This is a genomic window from Streptomyces sp. GMY02 (assembly GCF_019056675.1).
Classification (GTDB): Bacteria; Actinomycetota; Actinomycetes; order Streptomycetales; family Streptomycetaceae; genus Streptomyces; species Streptomyces odonnellii.
In genome coordinates, this window is the sequence record NZ_CP077658.1 from 5037160 (window position 1) to 5058033 (window position 20874).

General features: G+C 69.6%; 21 protein-coding genes and 1 tRNA gene. 10 read left to right on the top strand and 12 right to left on the bottom strand.

The features are described 5' to 3' along the window. Positions 1 to 14: 14 nt before the first annotated feature. Entirely contained in the window at positions 15 to 638 is a 624-nt protein-coding gene (locus tag KQY30_RS21335; RefSeq protein ID WP_217311213.1) for a 5-formyltetrahydrofolate cyclo-ligase, read from the bottom strand. Between the two features lie 105 nt (positions 639 to 743). On the opposite strand from KQY30_RS21335, the gene galU reads away from it, so the two are divergent. The 7 genes from galU (at position 744) to KQY30_RS21370 (ending at position 6235) form a co-directional block, all read left to right on the top strand. Further along, complete coding sequence (gene galU / locus KQY30_RS21340; RefSeq protein WP_217308217.1) at positions 744 to 1646, top strand: UTP--glucose-1-phosphate uridylyltransferase GalU; 903 nt, start codon at positions 744 to 746, stop codon at positions 1644 to 1646. Between the two features lie 3 nt (positions 1647 to 1649). Beyond that, positions 1650 to 2984: a gephyrin-like molybdotransferase Glp gene (gene glp / locus KQY30_RS21345; protein WP_217308218.1), complete on the top strand. Its 1335-nt coding sequence runs from the start codon at positions 1650 to 1652 to the stop codon at positions 2982 to 2984. A 155-nt stretch (positions 2985 to 3139) separates the two neighbouring features. Continuing rightward, entirely contained in the window at positions 3140 to 3595 is a 456-nt protein-coding gene (gene moaC, locus KQY30_RS21350; protein ID WP_254407258.1) for a cyclic pyranopterin monophosphate synthase MoaC, read from the top strand. Continuing rightward, positions 3592 to 4170: a molybdenum cofactor biosynthesis protein B gene (locus KQY30_RS21355; RefSeq protein ID WP_217308219.1), complete on the top strand. Its 579-nt coding sequence runs from the start codon at positions 3592 to 3594 to the stop codon at positions 4168 to 4170. The genes moaC and KQY30_RS21355 overlap by 4 nt, the downstream gene beginning before the upstream one ends. Beyond that, entirely contained in the window at positions 4167 to 4790 is a 624-nt protein-coding gene (locus KQY30_RS21360; RefSeq protein WP_217308220.1) for a GNAT family N-acetyltransferase, read from the top strand. Before KQY30_RS21355 ends, KQY30_RS21360 begins: the two co-directional genes overlap by 4 nt. 142 nt (positions 4791 to 4932) lie before the next feature. Next, positions 4933 to 6078 carry a gephyrin-like molybdotransferase receptor GlpR gene (gene glpR / locus KQY30_RS21365; protein WP_217308221.1) on the top strand — a complete coding sequence of 382 codons (1146 nt, stop codon included), beginning with the start codon at positions 4933 to 4935 and terminating at the stop codon, positions 6076 to 6078. A gap of 83 nt (positions 6079 to 6161) precedes the next feature. Beyond that, positions 6162 to 6235 (top strand) — tRNA-Ala (locus KQY30_RS21370). A gap of 235 nt (positions 6236 to 6470) precedes the next feature. Here the strand turns inward: KQY30_RS21370 and KQY30_RS21375 are convergent. Together KQY30_RS21375 and KQY30_RS21380 are read right to left on the bottom strand one after the other, a co-directional pair. Next, on the bottom strand, positions 6471 to 8231 hold the full coding sequence (locus KQY30_RS21375) for a hypothetical protein (RefSeq protein WP_217308222.1): 1761 nt from the start codon (positions 8229 to 8231) through the stop codon (positions 6471 to 6473). Between the two features lie 65 nt (positions 8232 to 8296). After that, a complete protein-coding gene (locus KQY30_RS21380) occupies positions 8297 to 9226 on the bottom strand; it encodes a hypothetical protein (protein ID WP_217308223.1) in 930 nt (309 codons plus the stop codon). Between the two features lie 72 nt (positions 9227 to 9298). Here KQY30_RS21380 and KQY30_RS21385 point away from each other — a divergent pair, with 72 nt between their 5' ends. Further along, positions 9299 to 9616, top strand: coding sequence for a helix-turn-helix transcriptional regulator (locus KQY30_RS21385; protein WP_217308224.1), 318 nt, complete (start codon positions 9299 to 9301; stop codon positions 9614 to 9616). 204 nt (positions 9617 to 9820) lie between these two features. Here the strand turns inward: KQY30_RS21385 and KQY30_RS21390 are convergent, their stop codons facing one another. After that, entirely contained in the window at positions 9821 to 10381 is a 561-nt protein-coding gene (locus tag KQY30_RS21390) for a hypothetical protein (protein ID WP_217308225.1), read from the bottom strand. 188 nt (positions 10382 to 10569) lie between these two features. Between KQY30_RS21390 and KQY30_RS21395 the strand changes: the two genes are divergently transcribed. Continuing rightward, positions 10570 to 11451, top strand: coding sequence for a barstar family protein (locus tag KQY30_RS21395; protein WP_217308226.1), 882 nt, complete (start codon positions 10570 to 10572; stop codon positions 11449 to 11451). 39 nt (positions 11452 to 11490) lie between these two features. Here KQY30_RS21395 and KQY30_RS21400 read toward each other — a convergent pair whose 3' ends face one another. The 8 genes from KQY30_RS21400 to KQY30_RS21435 all read right to left on the bottom strand — a co-directional run bounded on the left by KQY30_RS21400 (position 11491) and on the right by KQY30_RS21435 (position 18463). Further along, complete coding sequence (locus KQY30_RS21400) at positions 11491 to 11979, bottom strand: DUF4265 domain-containing protein (protein ID WP_217308227.1); 489 nt, start codon at positions 11977 to 11979, stop codon at positions 11491 to 11493. Between the two features lie 31 nt (positions 11980 to 12010). After that, on the bottom strand, positions 12011 to 12595 hold the full coding sequence (locus KQY30_RS21405) for a hypothetical protein (protein ID WP_217308228.1): 585 nt from the start codon (positions 12593 to 12595) through the stop codon (positions 12011 to 12013). 250 nt (positions 12596 to 12845) lie between these two features. Then, positions 12846 to 13643, bottom strand: a complete 798-nt coding sequence (locus KQY30_RS21410; RefSeq protein WP_217308229.1) for a hypothetical protein — start codon at positions 13641 to 13643, stop codon at positions 12846 to 12848. Beyond that, on the bottom strand, positions 13636 to 14727 hold the full coding sequence (locus KQY30_RS21415) for a hypothetical protein (RefSeq protein WP_217308230.1): 1092 nt from the start codon (positions 14725 to 14727) through the stop codon (positions 13636 to 13638). The genes KQY30_RS21410 and KQY30_RS21415 overlap by 8 nt, the downstream gene beginning before the upstream one ends. A gap of 260 nt (positions 14728 to 14987) precedes the next feature. Next, on the bottom strand, positions 14988 to 16274 hold the full coding sequence (locus KQY30_RS21420) for a hypothetical protein (protein ID WP_217308231.1): 1287 nt from the start codon (positions 16272 to 16274) through the stop codon (positions 14988 to 14990). 469 nt (positions 16275 to 16743) lie between these two features. Next, the gene (locus KQY30_RS21425; protein ID WP_217308232.1) at positions 16744 to 17139 is read right to left on the bottom strand and encodes a DUF5958 family protein; all 396 of its coding nucleotides are present in this window, start codon (positions 17137 to 17139) and stop codon (positions 16744 to 16746) included. Beyond that, positions 17136 to 17609: a Fic family protein gene (locus tag KQY30_RS21430; protein WP_217308233.1), complete on the bottom strand. Its 474-nt coding sequence runs from the start codon at positions 17607 to 17609 to the stop codon at positions 17136 to 17138. Before KQY30_RS21430 ends, KQY30_RS21425 begins: the two co-directional genes overlap by 4 nt. 182 nt (positions 17610 to 17791) lie before the next feature. Then, positions 17792 to 18463 carry a hypothetical protein gene (locus KQY30_RS21435; RefSeq protein ID WP_254407259.1) on the bottom strand — a complete coding sequence of 224 codons (672 nt, stop codon included), beginning with the start codon at positions 18461 to 18463 and terminating at the stop codon, positions 17792 to 17794. Between the two features lie 156 nt (positions 18464 to 18619). On the opposite strand from KQY30_RS21435, the gene KQY30_RS21440 reads away from it, so the two are divergent. Continuing rightward, on the top strand, positions 18620 to 20794 hold the full coding sequence (locus tag KQY30_RS21440; protein WP_217308234.1) for an ATP-binding protein: 2175 nt from the start codon (positions 18620 to 18622) through the stop codon (positions 20792 to 20794). Positions 20795 to 20874: the final 80 nt, after the last annotated feature.

Below are 20874 nucleotides of genomic sequence, written 5' to 3' on the forward strand. Positions count from 1 at the left end.
GACACCGGGCGGTGTCAGCTCCTGTGCTGGCACCGCCCGTCCGGCACGCGCGCGTCCCCGGTGCCGAAGCGCAGCACGCCCCCGGGCGTCACCACCGCCCGTACGGGACGGTCGTGCGGCTCCGCCGGCACCCGCTCGACGACCTCGCCGTCGTACAGCAGGACGGCCAGGGCCGGTGCCGCCCCCGCCCGCTCCAGCCGGCCGAGCACCCGGTCGTACGAGCCGCCGCCGCGCCCCAGCCGCATACCGCGCCCGTCCACCGCCAGGCCCGGCAGCAGCACCACCTCCGCCTCCAGGACGGCACCGGGGCCGAGCCGCTTACCGTCCGGTTCCAGCAGCCCCCGCCCGGCCCGTACCAGCCGCTCCGCGCCCTCGTACAACGCCCAGTCGAGGTCGTTGTCCGCCATCAGCACCGGCAGCAGGACCCGTACGCCCCGCGCGCGCAGCGCGTCCAGCAGCGCGCGCGTGCCGGGTTCGCGCCCCACGGAGACATACGCGGCGACCGTACGGGCCCGGGCCAGCTCCGGCAGCTCCAGCGCGCGCCGCGCGAGAACCGCCGCGGCGCGCCGGGCGTCCTCACTCGACAGCAGGCGCCGCGCGGCGAGCAGTTCGCTCCGCAGGGCCGCCTTTCCGGGCATCTCATCACCCACCAGACATCACAAACCTCTCGTATGCGTTTGTATGAGGCGAAAGTTAACCGGAGCATCATCTTCCGCCCATACGCAACAGATACTGTGTTCGGCATGACTCAGTCGCCCTCCCGGATCAGCAAGGCTGTCATCCCCGCCGCCGGCCTCGGCACCCGGTTCCTGCCCGCCACCAAGGCAACTCCCAAGGAGATGCTGCCGGTCGTCGACAAGCCCGCGATCCAGTACGTGGTCGAGGAAGCCGTGGCAGCCGGTCTCTCCGACGTGCTCATGGTCACCGGCCGCAACAAGCGGCCTCTTGAGGACCACTTCGACCGGAATTACGAGCTGGAGGAAGCGCTCACCCGCAAGGGAGACACCGAACGCCTGGCGAAGGTCCAGGAGTCCAGCGACCTCGCCACCATGCACTATGTGCGCCAGGGCGACCCCAGGGGCCTCGGCCACGCCGTCCTGTGCGCGGCGCCGCACGTCGGTGACCAGCCCTTCGCGGTCCTGCTCGGCGACGACCTGATCGACCCGCGCGACCCGCTGCTGTCCCGCATGGTCGAGGTCCAGGAGCGTGAGGGCGGCAGCGTCGTCGCGCTGATGGAGGTCGATCCGTCGCAGATCCACCTGTACGGCTGCGCGGCCGTCGAGCCCACGCGCGACGCCGACGTGGTCAAGGTGCACGACCTGGTCGAGAAGCCGGACGCCGCCGACGCGCCGAGCAACTACGCCATCATCGGCCGCTATGTCCTCGACCCCGCCGTCTTCGGGATCCTGCGGGAGACCGCGCCCGGCCGGGGCGGCGAGATCCAGCTCACCGACGCGCTCCAGCAGCTCTCCGTCGACGAGAAGGTCGGCGGTCCCGTCCACGGCGTGGTCTTCAAGGGCCGCCGCTACGACACCGGTGACCGCGGCGACTATCTGCGTGCCATTGTCAGACTCGCGTGTGAACGTGAAGATCTGGGACCGGACTTCCGGACCTGGCTCCGCAGTTATGTCGCCGAGGAGATGTAGCACTTGAGCAGCACGGCACAACCGGTACCGGCCTTCGGGCACGAGCGTCTCTGGTCGGTGGACGACCATCTCGCGGACATCCTGGCCGCGGTCCATCCGCTCGACCCGATCGAGCTGCAACTGCCCGACGCGCAGGGCTGTGTGCTCGTGGAGGACATCACGGTGCCGGTGGCCCTGCCGCCGTTCGACAACAGCTCCATGGACGGTTACGCGGTCCGCACGGCCGATGTCGCGGGGGCCACCGAGGAGTTCCCCGCCGTGCTGACCGTCGTCGGCGACGTCGCGGCGGGCAGCGGCTCCCTGCCCGAGGTCGGCCCCGGCGAGACGGCCCGGATCATGACCGGCGCCGCGCTGCCGCCCGGCGCCGAGGCGGTGGTCCCGGTGGAGTGGACCGACGGTGGTACGGGGGGCGGGGCGGCCCTCTCGATGCGCCCGGCCGGTGAGGCTCCCGGCGGCGCGAGCGGCGAGGTGCGGGTGTACCGCCCGATCGAGGCCGGCGGGCATGTCCGCTCCCGCGGCAGCGATGTGCGGGCCGGTGATCTGGCCCTGGAGGCGGGTACGGTCCTGGGCCCGCCGCAGATCGGGCTCCTGGCCGCCATCGGCCGCGGCTCGGTACGGGTCAGGCCGCGCCCGCGCGTGGTCGTGCTCTCGACCGGCAGCGAGCTGGTCCAGCCCGGCGAGGAGCTGGGCGAGGGCCAGATCTACGATTCGAACAGCTTCGCGCTGACCGCGGCGGCCCGGGACGCGGGCGCCATCGCGTACCGGGTGGGCGCCGTCACCGACGACGCCGACACGCTGCGCGCCACCATCGAGGACCAGCTCATCCGCGCCGACATGGTGGTCACCACGGGCGGCGTCAGCGTGGGCGCGTACGACGTCGTCAAGGAGGCCCTCTCCGCGGTGGGCGACGAGGACGAGGACGGCGGCGGGGTCGATTTCCGCAAGCTCGCGATGCAGCCGGGCAAGCCGCAGGGCTTCGGGGCGATCGGCCGCGAGCACACCCCGCTGCTGGCCCTGCCGGGGAATCCGGTCTCGTCGTACGTCTCCTTCGAGCTGTTCGTACGGCCCGCGATCCGCCGGCTGATGGGTCTGGAGGACGTCCACCGTCCGACGGTCCGGGCCACGCTCTCCGCCGACAAGCCGCTGACCTCCCCGGCCGGCCGACGCCAGTTCCTGCGCGGTACGTACGACGCGGCGACGGGCTCGGTCACCCCCGTCGGCGGCGTCGGCTCGCACCTGGTCGCCGCCCTCGCCCATGCCAACGCGCTGATCGTCGTCCCCGAGGACTCCGTCCTGGCCGAGCCCGGGGCGGACGTCGATGTCGTCCTGATCGGGTGACGGCCCGGTGGTGGCGGTACCGTGTCTGCCCACAGAGGCCCTGACGGGCCCGGACCGGGAGCGCCACAGCGAATGACCGCGTTTTCCCGGGGGAGACCCCCGGACCCTCTCAGCAGGGCAGCCTGACCCACATCGACGAGTCGGGAGCGGCCCGCATGGTCGATGTCTCGGCGAAGGAGATCACCGCGCGCACCGCCAGTGCCAGCGGCCGGGTACTGGTGTCGCCGCGAGTCGTCGAGCTGCTCAGGGGCGGGGGAGTGCCGAAGGGGGACGCCCTCGCCACCGCCCGTATCGCCGGCATCATGGGCGCGAAACGGACCCCGGAGCTGATTCCGCTCTGCCATCCGCTCGCGGTCTCGGGGGTCACGCTCGACCTCGCGGTCGCGGACGACGCCGTGGAGATCCTGGCGACGGTGAGGACGACCGACCGTACGGGCGTCGAGATGGAGGCTCTGACCGCCGTCTCGGTTGCCGCGCTCACCGTCGTCGACATGGTGAAGGCGGTCGACAAGGGCGCGGTGATCACGGACGTACGGGTCGAGGAGAAGTCGGGCGGCAAGTCCGGCCACTGGACCCGCCGGGCCTCCGCGTCGGACGGGAGTGCCTCATGAGCGGGCCCGCGGGAGACGGTACGGAAGCGGTGCCCGGTACGGGACCGGCGGCGTCCGCACCGTACGGCTCGGGGCCGGTGCGGCCACTGCCGTACCGCGCCCTGGTCGTCACCGCCTCGAACCGCGCCGCCGCCGGTGTCTACAGCGACACGGGCGGCCCGATCCTGGCCGGCGGCCTCGCCGCGCTCGGCTTCACGGTCGACGGACCGAAGGTCGTCCCCGACGGCGAGCCGGTCGAGCGCGCCCTGCGCGACGGCGTGGCCGCCTCGTACGACGTCATCCTGACCACCGGCGGTACGGGCATCTCGCCCACGGACCGCACCCCGGAGGCGACCCGGCTCCTCCTGGACTACGAGATCCCGGGCATCGCCGAGGCGATCCGCGCCGAGGGCACCGCCAAGGTCCCCACCGCCGCGCTCTCCCGGGGCCTGGCCGGGGTCTCCGGGCGGACCCTGATCGTCAATCTGCCGGGCTCGTCCGGCGGTGTGCGCGACGGTCTCGCCGTGCTGGGCCGGCTGCTCGTACACGCCGTGGACCAGATCCACGGCGGCGACCACCCCCGTACCTCCGGATGAACCCGGCGTGGCCCGTGACCCTGGTGGACGGTGAGGTCACCCTCCGCCCCATAAGGCTGCGCGACCAGCGCGCCTGGCGCGAGGTGAACCGGCGCAACCGCGACTGGCTGCGCCCCTGGGAGGCCACGATCCCGCCGCCGCCCCCGGGCGGCCCGGTCGCCCAGCGCCCCACCTACCGCCAGATGGTCCGCCATCTGCGCGCGGAGGCCAACGCGGGCCGGATGCTGCCCTTCGTGGTGGAGTACCAGGGGCGGCTGGTGGGCCAGTTGACCGTCGCCGGGATCACCTGGGGCTCGATGTGCTCCGGGCATGTCGGCTACTGGGTGGACCGCGAGGTCGCGGGCCGCGGTGTGATGCCCACGGCGGTGGCGCTCGCCGTCGACCACTGTTTCCGGATGGTCGGACTGCACCGCGTCGAGATCTGCATTCGCCCGGAGAACGGGCCGAGCCGAAGGGTCGTCGAGAAACTCGGATTCCGCGAGGAAGGGCTGCGTCCGCGCTATCTCCATATCGACGGGGCATGGCGGGACCATCTCGTGTTCGTCCTCACGGCCGAGGAGGTGCCCGAGGGGCTGGTCCGCCGGTGGCGCCAGGCACGACCAGGAACACATAGAAAATAAGATAAGTGTTCGATATTGATCGGCATATGGCCATAAACTGATCTGAACAGTCACAAAAAAAGTCCGTGGTATCAGCCAGATCGTGCGACACACCGGCTCAATTGGCCGATGCCCTCGTGCGAACCCCTCTACGGTGTGAACCGTGAGCAGCAGCGGCCTCATCTACGCAGTCATCGTCGGGGCCTGGGCCGCCTACTTGGTGCCGATGTGGCTCCGCAGGCAGGACGAGCTCAATGAGGCACGTCCGACGGAGCGCTTCAGTACCGCCATCCGGCTGCTGTCCGGACGGGCGGCCATGGAGCGCCGTTACGCCAAGGAGCTTCAGGGGCGCGCCGCCGAGGAGGCGGGGCCCGGCGGGGAGCCGGACGCCGCCACGGAGTCGATGAGCTCCGTGGACGTCCGGGCCTTCGCCGCGCCCCCGGCCCGTACGGAAGCGCGGATGGAGATCCGCGCGGACGTCCCGGCCCCGGGCAGACCGGCACCGTCGCGGTCCCGGCCCGGTCGGGGACGGCAGGCGGGAGCAGGCGGTACGGGCGGGGCCGCGCCCGAGGAGGTGCCGGCCCGGCGCGGGCGGCCCTCGGGAGGCGCGGCCGAACGCGCCCGGCGTGCGCAGCGCTCGCAGGTCCTGGCGCGCCGCCGGCGTACGACGATGGTTCTCTTTGTCGCCTTCACGCTCGGCACGGTCGTGGCGGCGGTCGGCGGCCTCGGCTTCCTCTGGGCGCCCGGAGTCCCGGCCGTCCTCCTCAGCGTGTACATCGTGCATCTGCGCGCCCAGGAGCGGCGCCGCTTCGCCTTCACGATGGACCGGCGCAGGGCCGAGGCGGCCGCGCAGCGGCTTCGCGAGAACCGTCCGCGCCGCCATCAGCCCTCGACGGCCGCCGCGGGCGAGCCCGACGAGGAGCCCGAACCCCGCCCCGAACCGGAACCGGCCCCCAAGGTCTCGCCCCAGGAGGCGGGCCGCCGCGCCCTGGTCGAGCAGACCGACCACGCGGAGTGGGTCGACCAGCAGCGCGAACGCGGCCCGGCGAGCGGCGAGAGCTGGGAGCCCGTACCGGTTCCGCTCCCCACGTACGTCACGGCCCCGGTCGCCCCGCGCGCCACCAGCGGCGTCGAGGTGGGCGACCCGGAAACCTGGAGCGCGGCCCGCTCGTCCACCGCCGAGCCCACCCCCGACCCGGCGACGCCCCAGCGCGCCACTCCGCCACCCCGCCGCCCCCGCGACGGCGGCAGAACCCCCCTGTTCGACCAGTACGACGAAGAATCCCGCCCCCGAGCGGCCAACGAGTAACCCGGCCCCGCCCCACCCCGTGACCAGCCCCTAACGGATTTCCGAGCACGGCGGCGGGGGTGCTAAGGTTTCACACGTCGCAAGGGCCTGTGGCGCAGACTGGTAGCGCACCTCGTTCGCATCGAGGGGGTCAGGGGTTCAAATCCCCTCAGGTCCACCCAACGACAGTTCTCGAGTAGCTCTCGAGAATCGTCACGAGATCCCGTTCAGCCGAGAGGCTGGGCGGGATCTCGGCGTTTGTGGGGTGTGTTCGAGGTAGTGTCCGAACGCGGACGGGGCTTTGGGCGGTTGCCCGGCGGAGGATCGGCCTGGGGTGCGGGGTGGTTCGGGTGCGTGAGAGGCGTCGGAGCTGCTGCTGGGCGTGCTTGAGCTCGTCGTGTCGTGCTGGGGCGTCATGTGCTCGTGTGGACCATCGTTGGCGGCTGGGGTGGGGAGAGCCCGTTCGCGACGAGGGAACCCGGAGCCGTTTCCGAGGGCACCGTGATCACATCGGCAGGATCCTCATTGGCTGTGGTGCCGGCGGTCTGGTCCCAGGTGAACAGCATCTGCAGGTTGGCGCTGCAGACCATCAAGGCGAGGAGGATGGTCTGCGCGACGCGGCCGTGGGCGAGCCGCTTGCTGGGGTCGGCGATATTGATGCCGTGGCTCTTGAGCCGTCCGTTCGCTCCTTCGATGTTGGCCCGTTCGGGCCGGTAGGCGTCCTGCCAGCTGGGGTGGAGGTAGTGCCGGTCCTGGCGGAACTTGTCGCTCTTGCCCAGGTCACCGGGCCGGACCGTGATCGTCGGTTTCCGGCAGATCCGCGGCAGTTCCTTCTCGGGCAGGGCTCGCAGGCGTTCGGCCTGCGGGATGGGCACGGTCGGTTTGGCCGCGGTGTGTGCGGCGGTGGCCCGCCGGTCGGTGAGGTCCACGGCGGCAGGTCGTGGTGCGGGGATCTGGTGGACCTGGTTGAAGCGGGGACAGGCCACTTTGGGCGATGGTCCGCTCGCTGGGCACTGGAGCCGGATCGCCCCGCGCTCGTCCGCGGACTCCTTGAGACGCAGGTAGTACGGCTCGCGGGCGGCGATCTGCTCGCGGAGCAGGGTGTCGTCGGCGATGCCGCGTACGGCTTTGTCGCTGAGGTCGAAGGTCGCCTGGGCGAGGGCGGTGGGCATGGCGGGGCAGGCAAGGGACCCGTCGACGAGCAGGGCGCCTTCGTGAGTGCCCTGGACACCGCGGTTCTCTCGTTTGTAGTCGAGGACGAGCTGGTAGCCGAGGCGTCTTGCGGGCTGGGCGAAGTGTTGGGAGACCTGATCGGTGTAGGCGCGGTCGGACGCCAGGATTCCGGTGGGGAAGCCGAACGGGGTCAAGGCGGTCAGAGCGTGGATCGCGTTCGGGCCGATCCGCTTGCCGGGGCTGTCCAGGACGAGGCCGAGCACGAGCTGGGGGTGTCGGCTGACGCGCTTTCCGGCCTGGGGATGGCCGGCCGGGTGCCTTCGGCTGGCGGCGACGAGGAGGGTGGCGGAGTGCCCGAAGATCCCTTTGTCGGCGCCGCCGCAGTAGTGCCAGCCGGCGGTGAGCTCGACGGACGCGAGACCGCGATGCTCGCTGGGCTCGTGGTGCCAGGCGGGAACCGGGGTGGTGTCGACCCCGATATCGCCCCGCCAGCCCTTGAACAGGCCCCGGCGGTGAGCGAGGCGGACCGTGATCAGGACCAGGCGGTCGCTGATCTCCTGCAGCAGAACCCGGCGCCGCACTCGTTCGCTATCCGTGTCCTCCCAGGCCGAGACCGCGAGCCTGGCCTCGTCAGCGGGCAGCCGACGACGCCGGTCGCAACGGAAGGGGTCCAGAGCGGTGGTCAGGCGGTCGAAGGACCGGTAGACACAGCGGGTGAACGCGTGCCGTCCGTGAGCGTCGAGCGAGCCAGGCTCCGGGACCCCCAGCCAGCCCCGGGCAGGCGCCCGCAGCTCGTCCAGGAGCACGCGGCAGACATCCGCGAGAGTTGCGCTGCGGTGATAGTGCAGAGACAGCAGCAGCCCCACCAACACGGTCCGCACCGGCAGACCCTTCGGCCCGGGGCGCCCCGCCAGCTCGGCGTCGACCAGCTCCAGCACACCCGAACCATGCAAGAGAGCGTCGAGGTGCCCGACCTTCGAGTCCGGGATCTCGAACGGCACGTCGGTGACCGGCCGCGGCCGACACCTCCTGATCTTCTCCGGACTCCGCCAGGCCCGGGGCTTGGTCACCGATCCGGCCCACGCAGGAGCCGTGCAGCAGTGGCGTCATCGACGGGCGGCACCAAGTGCTGCCAGCGCGCCAGGGACGCGGCCGAGGCGAGCCCAGCCGCCTGCGCGATCAGATGGTGATCGATATGCGCGCGCATCAACTCGACGATCCACGTCGCCCGCAGCCTGCCTACCTGCACCGCAGGCAGATCCCGCGGAGGCCGGTGAAGCAGGGACCAGGAGCCGATCAGGTTCTTGGAGTACTCGACGGTCCGCCTCGGCCGGAACAAGTACCCGCCGCCCGCCCTCTCCGCCAGCTCACCCAGGACTGTGTCCCAGGCGGCCCTGGCCACCAGCGGGACCAGCCGCTCGACGCCCTTGTGCAGCAGCGGTCCGTTCCGGCGCGGACGGCGCAGATCGATGCCCCGGCTGGCTGCGACCTCCTTCGGCATCAGCCCCAAGCCGGCGCCCAGCCCAAGCAGCGCGAGCGCGTCGGTCTTCTGCTGGCGCGGCAGATGAGTGGCCCAGTGCCGCAGACCCGCCAACTCGGCTGCGGTGTAGGGCTGGTGTGGGCTGGCCTCGGCGTGCATCCGGGCCGGGGGCGCCTCGCCGCGCTCGCTCCAGGCCAACGCGTCGCGTACGCGCAGAAGCCACGTCCGGTACGTCCGAACCGACGACGCCTCGATGTCCCCGGCCCGCGAGAGCACGAACGCGTCGATCACCTCGTTGCGCAGCCACGCATCCGCAGACCGCTCGATCGCCGCCGCCTCGGCCCACAACGCCAGCCTGCCCACCACGTGCAGCAGCCGCTCCACGTCGTAGGGCACGGCTGTCACGGCCGCGGCGACGACCGACCGCACCAGCGGAGCGACCTCGGCCCAGAGCGGCGGAACGTCCTTGGGCTGGTAGCGGGTGATCTTCGCGGAGGTGACGGGATCAAGGACCACGGTCCATGCATACCGGCTGGACAAGCAGCCATTCCGCAGCTGATCAACTTCAACGGACAGGATGGTGCGCGCATGGTCGGCGGACGCGCCCGCGCACGCTCCCCCAGGGAACTGACCGACAATCCGGAAGCCTGGCCCGAACAGTCGAGCGCCGACACGGCCGCCGAAGCGGTCCGCTACATCGCACGCACTCTCGCCATGGTCCTGGACGACCGGGGCCTGAGTCTGCGCGCGACTGCCGCCGGCTCCGGAGTGAACAGGCAGGCCGTAGCCGACCTTCTCGCGGGACGGTCCTGGCCGGACGTGGCGACCGTCGCCCGCCTCGCCCACTTCACCGGCACCAACCTGTGGCCGCACAGCATCAACATCGATCGGAAAGGAACGCATTGAGCCTCGATCCACGCCCGAAGATGCCAAATGGCGACTGGGCATGACGAAGTTCGCGGCTCCGCGCATCGAGCGGCGAAAGTCTCCACTACGCTCGAAAACGCGCGGAGCCACCTGTCGGATGGCGCTCACGCACCCGGCACCGCCGAGTCGATTGGTAGTCCCTCGGCGGTGCCACCTGAAACGCCGCGCGCTCGCGGCCCCGGTTCACTCCCGAGCGTCCCCCTGCCGCTGTTCACCGGCGCTGGCCGGGGCGATCGTGAACCAAGCCGTAGGGTCCTCCATCAGCCTGCCCTCCCGCACAAGTGCCTTCAGGCGGGACCTGGTCGTCTCCACGCGCCGCCCCTTCGACGTGTCCGAGACGTCCTCGCCGATCGCCGCAGCGATGTCCTTCACATACATCGGTCGTCCAGCCCCAGCCAGCAGCACCAACGCACGCTCACGCGTGACCTCCCGCTCCAACGGGCCCGCAGGCTCGGACTCACCAGCAGCGGTTCCGTCAGTTCGAGGAGGGGAGGCGGGGGGGCCATGCTCTGGGTCCGGTTCGCCACTGTCGTCAGCGTCCGGCTGGCCGCCTTCCGTGTCGTGTGCGGCGTACTCTGAGCCGCCCAGCGAAACGACCGTCTTCCGAGTGATCACCAGATCTGCCAGACGACCCTCGGCAGCCGCGATCCGTCCATGCAGAGCATCCAACTCCTTGCTCAGGACAGACAACTCGCCGCGAACGGCTGCCTCTTCCCTATCCAGACGCTCGAACAGTGACGCCATTCAGACCGCCCTCACGCTGCCGACTACCCGACTCCGACGACATTCGAAGCCCCAGCCAAAACTAGGGCGGACTGCAACAAGATCGCAGAGGGTGACTGCAACTGCCCTCAACCGATCGCACACGTCCATCTCCAGGCCGTACCGCATCGATGGGCGACCATTCTTGCCGCGCGCCATAGGCTCACCTCATGCCGACCGACGACAGCCCGCAGAGCACCGCCAAGCACTGGCAGGACTGCACGGACGTGTACGACTTTCTCGAGCAGATCCGCCTCCGGCCCGGCATGTGGCTGCCTGGTGGCTCACTCCAGCACCTGCAGTCCATGCTTACCGGCTACCGGGTGGCGCTTGGTGTGCACAGCATCGACGAACCCTGGGCCTTCTGGCCCGAAGACGACTTCAGCCGCTGGCTCTGCGAGTATCGCGGCATCGCCGGCTCCCTCACCTGGGCAGCTGAGATCGAGCGCAACACCCCCGACGGCTCGATTCCCGTCGAAGAGTTCTTCCGTCTCCTCAACGCCTACCGGAGCGACGCGGCACAGAATCCGGAGCCAACCGCCACGACTACTCGGCTTCCCGGCATCGAGTACATGACCAACACCTTCGTCACCCTCTTCTGGCGCAAGCGCCTCCTCACACAGGCAGTGGAACGTCTCGAAGACCGAGGATTCCGCGTCATCCGCTTGGAAGCCGGCCAGTGGAACACGGAACGGGACATGCACCACGCCATGGCCGCGGCCCTGGATTTTCCCGACTACTACGGTCGCAACCTGGACGCGCTCAACGACTGCCTCGGCGACGTGGCCTGCTACGGCGGCTACGACGATGCTCCCGAGGGCACCGGACTGGTCCTCGTCTTCACTGACTATGACCGGTTCGCGGCAACCTGTCCCAGGGCGGCGCAAGTCGTCCTGGACATCATCGCCGACCAGGCCCGCCAAGCGGCCGTACTCCAACGACGCTTCTTCAGCCTGGTCCACAGCAATGACGCCAACATCAAGTTCGAACCTGTCGGTGCCATGCCCGTCATGTGGAACAGCGACGAGTGGCTCGACGCAAACCGTCACTGAGGACAAGCCTCGGAGTGCAAACGCGCGCTGCGGCAGTCCTTACTCCGTCGCCGTAGCCCTCCAAGCAGCAGTGACGCACCCTTCTTCCCAGTGCCACCACTCCTTTGCCTCACCGTGCTCCAGGAGCTTGCGGATCCGCTGCAGGTCCGCCTGCGGCGGGACATCGAGCGCCACCATCCCGTACCGCTCGATACCCTCGCCCGTCGTGCCGAGCTTGTGGAAGATCTCCAGGACGCTTTGCCTAGCAGCAGCTGATCCGCTGTCCTTCAACACGATCAGCCGGATCGTGCAGTTCTCCGAGGCTCGGACCGTCTCTCCTGCCCAGAGGAGACCTTCGCTGTCGGGCTCCACCTTGATGATGTCCCCGCTAGCAACTCCACGTACGAACCATGGAGTGTTGTCCAAACGCACCGTGCCGTCACCGAGGTCCACCGCCCACAGGCTCTCGACGCTCGCCGGCGGCCAGCCGTCCTCGTCCACATCCATCCGGAAGTGGACCTTCACATGGTCGCCACTGATGCTCGTCACAACACCATCATCCACAGGGGACGATCATCGTTCAGATGAGGCCCATGAAGTCGAGGAGGAACCACTTCTCGTACTCATACCGCTCGCGAAGTGTGAATGTTCCGTCTGCCACGAGATCCTTGCCGTCCCACCACCATCGTGGCTTCGAATCGAGAGCCTCTGGATAGTTGAAGAGCTCGTGGGGAAGGGGTTGCTCATCGAAGTTGCTCGGAGGCATCCAACCCTGTTCGCCGACGATGACGCCCGCGACGGCATCGGCTGTGAGTACGAAGTCGGGAGTTTCGTCGTCGTTGAACGTAAGCCGCCATTCACGCTCGTGCAGCCAATCCGCGGAGCCGGGTTCGTAGCGCACTCGCCGGCCGCGGAATCGGGCTGGCATTCCATCAGTCGCGAGCAACTCCTCGTCCGAGAGATAGAGCACTGGCCGGGCACCAGCGGCTATGAGAGCCTCGCGGTCGAGTAGAAGCGCCCACGGCTCGTACGGCCCGCGCGGGCCAATGCCGTCGCGAAGCAGGACCCGACGAGCGGCATCGGAGGGCTCGCCCAGGCAGACCACAGCCTGGCTCTGGCGGTACGGCACACTCCCGCGAATCTTTCCCTCGCGGAGGATGCCCACCAGTCGATCCTCAGCGGTCCCATTCGCATGAGCCGGGGGATGGTCATCGCTGCTTCGTGGGCGTCCCGTGAAGTGAACGAGAGTGCCGGGAAGGTCAGGGTGAACGCCTACGCCGGGAGAGGGTCTCATACGTCTCCTTCGTGGTCTCAGTGCAGCAGAATACGGTCAGCGGCTCATGACCGTGATGCGTGAGCACGTTGGGACTTCGTCGTTTCCGCGTGCCGTTCGAGGCGTCTGGTGACCGGCGCGGTCATTCGGCGAGGTTGGGAAGCACTTTCCACCGGAGCCAGGCCAGCATCTGGTCGAGCAGGTGCACCGCCCGTTGCCGAGCAGGGAGTTCGCGTGGGGTGGGTCTCCAGTAGGAGGCGGTCAGCTCGTCGACCCGGGTGTGCAGTGCCTCTTCCGAGGCGGTGCCAGTGAGCAGTGCGAAGCGGAGGAAGCCGGAGAGCGGCCGGCTGTCGTGCAGGTCCTCTGCCAATGCTCCCGTTCGTTCCAGCAAGGGGAATGACGCCGGTTCCTCGGGGAAGCTGGCGCAGAGAGCGGCCAGAGCGAGGCGGACACCCAGGGACGCGGTATCCCAACGGGCCGCCAGCTCTGGAAGCGTCCGCCGGACGGCTGCGCGTGCCCGGGCAGCTGCGGCTGGATCACTCTGCGGGTGCTGCCGGGGCCAGCAGTCAGCCGTGAGGCGGTCGATCTCGGCGGCGATGTGGAAGAGGAGAGTCGTCAGGCTGGCTCGCTCATCAGCCGGAACGCGCTCGTCGGAGGCGAGGGCGGCCACCATGGGCACCGCCTGCGCGGTGTACGCGTTGCTGATGCCCTGGTGATGGATGTCGTTGTAGAAGTCGCTTGCGAACTCGCGGTCTGAGGCGAAGGGCCCGAACTCCGGCCCGAAGAGCAGAGCACTGTGCGGCGGCCGCTCGTCGGTAGGTATCCGATCGGTCACCACGGACCGGAAGATGCGCCGCAGACCGGGCTCGAAGCACTCGTCCCGGAAGCGGTCCGCTGCCGCAGCATCCCGCTCCTCCGGGGGCGGGAATGCATCAGCCATCGAATCTGATCCAGGGGACGTCGAACTGCCCGAGAGGGTGCAGGGCGCTGCGGTGGAGGGCGCCGATGCTGACGGCGGCTTCGCCGTCCTCTCCCGGGCCATCCGAGAGCGCGACCACGATGCCGGGGCCGGCGAGGAAGGTCGTCGGATTGAGTGGTGCCATGAAGGGCCGCAGTGGGACGTCCCGCAGCACGGAGCGGAGCAGGGGGACGATGTCGTCGGCAGAGGCGACGGCTTGTGCCAAGTAAGGAGCACTGAAAGTCGCCTCGTGCAGAACGAACTGGAGCAGGAACCTGCTCACAGGCTCCTGCTCCGGCAGTGCCTCGTCGTCCCGGACGAGCAGGACGGTGTGCTCTCCGTTCTCCGTGTCCGGACGGCGTGGGCAGCACCACGACCAGCATCCCTGAACCTCGCAGGCGAACGAGAAGTGCTCCTCGCCCCGGCCACACCGGTCGGGCTCCGGTTCGTGCACGTAGTTGTGCGAACCCAGGATTCCCGGCCGCTCTTCGGCCAGGCGGTAGAAAGCAGCCAGCACGGCCGGCACGGCCTCCGCCGACGTGTTGATGCGCGGTTGTCGGGACCGGGCGAACCACGACTCGACGAACAGCGTCAACGCCTCCTGCGGACGCGCCGCCACGAGATCCACCCACGTCGGTGTGGGCAGTACGGGATCGGGAACGGAGGGCCGGACCACCTCCAACAGCCCGCTGGGCAGCGGCTCGATGAACTCGAACTCGTAGCGGCCGGGCCCCCAGCGGCGGAACTCGGCTCGTCCGAGCAGCAAGCAACCGATACCGACCCTGATGGCGATGCTCACCGGCCGCTGCCGGAGTTCGTCGAAGCTCCAGACGTCCCGGTAGCCGGTCAGCGCCTCGTTGATGTCTGCGGGTACCTCGCCGACCAGACGGAACTGGTCCCGGCTCCAGACGCCGCTGGACGCCGGGTCGTCATTGGCGTCGGCGATGATCTGGATCTCCGTGGCACCGACGATCAACGAGGCGCCGGTCAGGTCGAACCTCATGGCAGGGCCGAGCCGGTCCAGCAGCGCACCTTCATCGACCCGGAGCGGGCTCCTCTGCGGCATCCCGGCAGTGTACGTGGGAAACGATCTCCGTCGGTTTGGGAAGCGATCTTCGTACGCCTCTGGAGCGCCTGGTCAGGCGTACTCGTGAACACCCCACAGCGGGCCGTTCACGAGGTAGCTCGTAGGCGGTTTACGAGATCCCGTCCGATCACTTTGATCGGACGGGATCTCGTCGTTTCCGGGCTTGTCGGGAGGGTCGGGAGGTCTGGGTGGCGGTGCCGGTGGCGGGGCGGTGGCGTGGTGTCGCGTATCAGCGCGTATCAGGCTGAGAGGTCGATGACGGCGATACGGTCGTACGGCTTCTCGTTGTGCTTCAGGACGGCTGTTTCCGCTGCTTGATGGTGGTGCAGCAGTTGGGAGATCACACGCACGCCGCCCGGTAGATCGTCCCGGATCAGGATGTCGAGGTGGTCGGAGTGATGGACGTAGCCGCCGTCCTTGCCTTGCACTGATGTGCTGCCGTTGGTCTCCGCTCGCCCCAGACCGGCTGCCTGAAGGGCGGTGGAGAGCTCGTCGGCGAATGTCTGCGCGAAGCGCCACGGGCGCCCGGCGGCGGGCAGAGTGAGGGAGAGCTGCCATGAGGTGCTGTTGGCCAGAGGGCTGACACCGGCCCAGGCGGCTATCAGTTCGCCCAGCTCCAGCCCTGCCAGGGTCTCGATGGCCCAGGCCGCCTCCACCGGGGCAACCGGCTGGGACAGCGCGCGGAACAGGGCGGTGTTGTCGAAGCCTGCCCGGGACAGCGCGGAAGCGAGGGGGCCGATGTGCCGGTGGCCGTTTGGCCCCGCACACCGATCGAGGGCGGCCCGTACCTCGGGGAGGCGGAGAGCGGGATCCGTCCGTACGGAGTGCAGCAGTTCCGTTGCGCGTGCGAGCATTTCGGACCAGGTGGCGAACGGGAATTCGGCCGATTCGGGCTCTCTCAAGGAGTACAGCGGCATTCCGTCGGGATCGTGCTGCGTCACTGCCTGGCAGCCGTCGGACCGGGGAGTCCACTCGATTCCGGTGCCGCGCAGATCCCGCAGGTCGAACCAGTCACGGGTCTCCGTGCGTACCTTCGCCGCTCCAGGGGGTACGGCATTGTTCGCTGCCGTGGGCAGAACAGCGCTGAAAGCCGCGTCGACCATGGGCGTGATCGCGTCCAGGTCGTCGTCCTCGGTCAGGAAAGCGAAACGCAGCAACAGTGCCAGCATCGGACCCGGGTGCCGCAGCGCCGGGTCGTACAGGGCCGCGGCGCGGCACAGCAGGTCGAGTTCGGACCAGGGCATGACGTGGGGGTGAAAGTGAGCTGTGTCATCCCAGCCCACGGTCTCGTCCTTCGCCGACTTCGGCGACTGGACGGCCAGGTTGACATAATCGACGCCCGGTTCGAACTCAAGCGTCAGCCCCAGGCCGCGGTCCAGCAGGAACTTCGCCTGGAGGATCTCTTCCTCCGCCCCCTCGACCTCCCTTGTCTCCTCGTAGGCATTCATCGCCTGGTCGTCGAAGAGATACAGGGGCCAGAAGTCAGGCTCTGCCATGCGGGCGGTCAGATCGTCGTAACGGGGCATGCGGGCACGCTATCGACAGGGTCCGACATCCCCTCACGGTAGGGACCGCGGCGCCCAGTTCTCTCGTCGACGGGAAACGATCAATGGACGGACCTCAGCGGTGGAGTGACAACGTGACCGTGCGGTGCGGGAGGTTGATGCCGGTGACTGAGCCGTCCGACCTGATGGAACTGTGGGCGGGGTCGGATGGCCGACCCTGGCGTGCGAACGTACGCCGCCTCCAGAACGTGCTCCTGCCCAAGCCACCCGGAGAACAGCTCGGCCTCATCTGACCGCCTGAGCCTTGAGGTTCCGCTCCCGCCTGGCTGGACAATCACGTCCGATGAAGGCAGCGGAGACGTACAGGCCCTCCGGCTCACTGACGGGCCGGCCGAAGCCGGTCTGTGGACGCGGATGCACGCCGAACAGGCATGCTCCGGCCTGTGGCCGTTGCTGCGGGGGAATGGCCCTCAGAGGGCGATGGGGATTGTCAGTCGACCGACAGTCTGTGCCACCAGTGACCGCAGCCGTCGGAGCAGAAGCGCTCGCGGCGCCGCGTGTCGGCGATCGTGAGCAGCGCGATCAGCAGTCTGAACGCCTTGCGGCGTTCGTCGAGAGGAGTGAGCCCGGCGATCTTTCCCAGTTGTTCGTCGATCCGGCCTCGTGAGATCAGCACCGCGGGCGTATGCGTCAGGCGCAGTCCGGCACGGTGGATGGCCTCCTGCGCGTCCTCGGCGACAGCGCGCGCCTGGACGCAGTGATGGCGCAGGTGCAGCATCACCTCGGACTGTTCCTCCCGGCCGAGACCGTCGAACCATTCGATGCCCTCTGACATCGGGCGCAGCCCCTGTGCGAGTTCGTTGAGCAGGACGTCCCGTTCGTTCATGGCTGCCTCCCGTGGGACAGACGCCGCTCCGCAGCGGTGATCAGGGTTCCGAGCAGCACCGCCAGATCGGCCGCGCCTTCGGCGTCGTCGGCCCAGCGGGTGGTCTGGAGCGGGTGCACCTGGTCGAGGAAGACGCGTTCGCGGGCCAGGACGAATGCCAGCGCCAGCATGGCCGCGCGGGCGTTGCCGTCCTCGAACGGGTGGAAGAACAGGGTGTCGAGGTAGGCCCGGGCGGCGCGTGAGGGGAGGGGCGGGTCCGGTTGAGCGCTCTCGGACAGACAGTGCTCGAATCGCGCCCAGGTGTCGGGGGCGAGGCCGTAGCGCTCCCGTCCGCCCTTCGCGAAGGCCGGCATCGTGCGGGTGCCCACAACGTCGTGGCCCAGCACGGTCCGCTGCCACTTCGCCATGAGGGCAAGCGTCAGCGGCCCGCCCTGCTCCGCGTCGGCGAAGGCCAAGTCGAGGGCGGTCATGACGCGCGTGGTTCCCTCGCTGTCACGTTCGCCCCGCGTTGCCACGAAGAAATGCTGGAAGCAGTCACGGGCCGCCGCACCAGAGGCCGGGCATGCGCCGCCGCGCCAGGATGGCCAGGAGATCTCCGTCCGGATGAGCAGCCAGTCGGAGAGGCTGTCTGCCGGTCGGCCGGGCCGGGAAGTCATCCGATTCCGCCCACGCCTCCGGCGAACCGCGAGCTCACCGCGTCGACCACCGGAACGTCAGGTGCGATCCAACTGCCGAACCGCCCGCCGACCGCGTTCTTGACGATCTCCCGCGCCTGGCCCTCGTCCATGCCGTTGTAGGCGAGGAACCATCGGAGGACCTGCATGCAGTGCCCGTACCAGCCGCTTTCGGCCTGGGTGCGGTCAGCGACGACGGTGACCAAGCGCGTGCACGCCCGCTCCCAGTACCAGGGGTCCACCGAAGACACCACCGTGTTCTCGGGTGGAGCCAGGGCCGCGAACCGCTCCGCCAGTTCCTCCAGCCAGCCACGCCATTCCCGAAGGGCCTCAACAACCAGTGGGGCAGTCGCATCCGGGGTCGTCACAGAGTCGGACGAACAGCACCACACCTCGACGACGCCCCCGTCGACGTCACCCTCGCCGACCGACCAGTTCCATCCGCAGGCCCATCGGCCGTACCGGTCTGCCAGGTAATGCGTGATGCGATCCAACGAACGCCAGAGATCCTCGCGAGCGACTTCGAGGCTGGGCAGCAAGGGCGCGACAAGGCCCGCCAACTCCTCCGCCGCAGCGTCGTCCATCTCGAACGGATGCCGAGCCGGATCCACATCTGCCCACGTCAGGGAATGTGCCCACAGTTCGCTCACCGTCCCACTCTGCCTCGCGCAGCCGCCCTCGCTCCACTCCATATCGAGTGCCCGCCGCATCAGCGGACTTCGGCGACGACCTCGGCTGTGTCCTCTACGGTTGCATGTGATGTGGCAAACGGCAGGACCAGGACTTCTGCGCGCGGGGGCGGTGTGATGGGCGACGGTTCCAGGAATGACCTGTCCGGGACGGTGTACGGGCCGGTTGTCCAGGCTCAGCAGATCCATGGCGGCATCACCTTCAATGTCCAGGCGCCGCCGGCCCACGGGCCCGGCTCCGCGCCGGATCAAGTGCCGCCCCTGACCTTCGAGTTCATCAACCGGTCCGCGGATCTGTCCTTACTGGACGACCGCCTCGGCGCCCCCGGGAGCGGCTCCTCCCGGGTCGGGTTCGGGGTGCTGACCGGGCTGCCGGGGATCGGGAAGACCGCGCTCGCGCAGCGCTGGGCGGAGAAGGCGCGTGAGCGGTTTCCCGACGGGCAGATCTATGTCGACTTCGCCGCGCTGCGCGGCCGTTCGGGCGGTGATGTCTCCGCGGCGGTGCGGCAGTGCCTGACGGCGCTCGGGGTGGACGACGCCTATATCCCGCAGTCACTCGCCGGCCGGGTCGAGCTGTTCCGTAGCAAGTCCGCGGAGCGGCGGATCCTGGTCGTACTGGACGATGTGAACCAGCCCGCGCAGGTCAGTGTCCTGGTCCCCAAGGGGCCGGGCAGCGCGCTGCTCGTCACCGGCAGCGGCAGGCTCGGGGAACTGGCCATGGACGGCGCGCGGCTGCTGCCTCTCGAACCGCTCGACCTGCGCAGCGGACTGGGGATCCTGGCCGACCGCTGCGGCGAGCGGGCCGTCGCCGCCGAGCGGGCCGCGGCCGAGCGGCTCGTCGAGTTGTGCGCGGGACTGCCGAAGGCGCTGCATGTGGTGGCGGCACGGCTGGTGACCGACTCCGGTCTCACCATGAGCGGGCTGGCCGAGGAACTCGCCGATGAGACCCGCCGGCTGGCGGGCATGTCTCTACGAGGACGAGGGGAGCACTCCGTGTCCGCGGTCCTGGGACTCGCCTACCGTGATCTGCCGCCCGACGCGGCCCGCCTCTACCGGCTGCTGGGATGGCTCCCCGGGCGGTCGTTCGACGCCGGGACGGCCGCGGTCGCCGCAGGCATCGGCACACCGGCCGCCGAGTCGCTCCTCGGCACGCTTCAGGAGTCCAGCCTCCTGGACCGGACGCCCGACGGCAGGTTCCGCTTTCACGATCTCGTACGCCTGCATGCCCGCGAGCGCGCCACCGAGGAGCAACCAGCGCAGGAGCAGCGGGAATTGACGGCCCGGGTCGCCACCCACTACCTCGCGCTCACCGCACTCGCCGACCGGGCCGTACGCGCCGACCGGCTGCGGATCGCCGATCTGCCCGAGCTGCTGAGCGGCGCCTCCGACCCCTTCACCGCGGAGAACGGTCCTCCTCCGCTGGAATGGCTGGACGCCGAGCGCGCCAATATCCTCGCCGTCCTCCGCCAGGCCTCCCGCCACGGCCTCCATACGCTGGTCTGGCCGCTGTCCGAGGCCTTCACGGTTCTCTTCCTGCACCGCAGGCACCTCGGCGACTGGAAGGAGTCCCTGGAACTGGGAGCCGCCTCGGCCGCCGAAGCCGTCGTCCCCGCCGCCGAGGCGCGCCTGCGCAGTCTGCTCTCCCGGCCGCTGATGGACCTCGGCGAGTACGACACGGCGCGTACGGAGCTGGAGACCGCGGTCGCCTGCGCCGACGCCGCCGGACATGCCGCGCTGGGCGCGTCGGTGCAGGAGTTCTTCGGCCGGTACTGGGACCGCTTCGACCCCGACCGGGCCATGGACGCCTACCGCCGGTCCATCGAACTCAACATCGAGGCCCGCGAATGGCGTGGCGTCGCCATCGTCACCTATTTCCTCGGCTGCGCCCAGGACGCCAGGGGCGACCACACCACCGCCCTGGAGACCCTGAGCACGGCGTACAAGGACCTGATGGACCGCGCCGACCGGCGGATGGCGGCCCGGGCCATGGCCGCGATCGGCGCCGCCCACGAGCATCTCGGCGAGACGGACGAGGCGAAGCGCGCCCTGGGCGAGGCGGCCCGGACCCTGCGCAAGCAGAACGCCAGCCACTACGAGGCACAGGCCCTGGTCCGGCTCGCGGACCTCACCGAGCGGACGGGCGGCGCACGCACGGACCAGGGCCTGGCGGCCGTACGGGAGCAGCTCACCAGGGCGTACGAGATCTACGCGGACGGTGGCAGCCCGGAGGCCGACACCCTGCGCGAGCGCCTCGACCGTCTCCGGGAGCTGCCCGGGTCCGGAGCGCGATGACGGGCCAGGAGGCGCGGCAAGGCCGCGCCCTCAGTACGGTCCCTCCGTACAGCGCCTTCAGCGCCTTCAGCGCGCTCTCA

What these genes read in the sequence shown, in the direction of transcription:
- KQY30_RS21425 (WP_217308232.1), bottom strand. Translation starts at nt 17,139, where the DNA reads ATGAACGAACGGGACGTCCTGCTCAACGAACTCGCACAGGGGCTGCGC.
- KQY30_RS21390 (WP_217308225.1), bottom strand. Translation starts at nt 10,381, where the DNA reads ATGGCGTCACTGTTCGAGCGTCTGGATAGGGAAGAGGCAGCCGTTCGC.
- galU (WP_217308217.1), top strand. Translation starts at nt 744, where the DNA reads ATGACTCAGTCGCCCTCCCGGATCAGCAAGGCTGTCATCCCCGCCGCC.
- KQY30_RS21395 (WP_217308226.1), top strand. Translation starts at nt 10,570, where the DNA reads ATGCCGACCGACGACAGCCCGCAGAGCACCGCCAAGCACTGGCAGGAC.
- KQY30_RS21430 (WP_217308233.1), bottom strand. Translation starts at nt 17,609, where the DNA reads ATGACCGCCCTCGACTTGGCCTTCGCCGACGCGGAGCAGGGCGGGCCG.
- KQY30_RS21420 (WP_217308231.1), bottom strand. Translation starts at nt 16,274, where the DNA reads ATGCCCCGTTACGACGATCTGACCGCCCGCATGGCAGAGCCTGACTTC.
- KQY30_RS21335 (WP_217311213.1), bottom strand. Translation starts at nt 638, where the DNA reads ATGCCCGGAAAGGCGGCCCTGCGGAGCGAACTGCTCGCCGCGCGGCGC.
- KQY30_RS21355 (WP_217308219.1), top strand. Translation starts at nt 3,592, where the DNA reads ATGAGCGGGCCCGCGGGAGACGGTACGGAAGCGGTGCCCGGTACGGGA.
- moaC (WP_254407258.1), top strand. Translation starts at nt 3,140, where the DNA reads ATGGTCGATGTCTCGGCGAAGGAGATCACCGCGCGCACCGCCAGTGCC.
- KQY30_RS21415 (WP_217308230.1), bottom strand. Translation starts at nt 14,727, where the DNA reads ATGCCGCAGAGGAGCCCGCTCCGGGTCGATGAAGGTGCGCTGCTGGAC.
- KQY30_RS21385 (WP_217308224.1), top strand. Translation starts at nt 9,299, where the DNA reads ATGGTCGGCGGACGCGCCCGCGCACGCTCCCCCAGGGAACTGACCGAC.
- KQY30_RS21360 (WP_217308220.1), top strand. Translation starts at nt 4,167, where the DNA reads ATGAACCCGGCGTGGCCCGTGACCCTGGTGGACGGTGAGGTCACCCTC.
- KQY30_RS21410 (WP_217308229.1), bottom strand. Translation starts at nt 13,643, where the DNA reads ATGGCTGATGCATTCCCGCCCCCGGAGGAGCGGGATGCTGCGGCAGCG.
- KQY30_RS21440 (WP_217308234.1), top strand. Translation starts at nt 18,620, where the DNA reads ATGGGCGACGGTTCCAGGAATGACCTGTCCGGGACGGTGTACGGGCCG.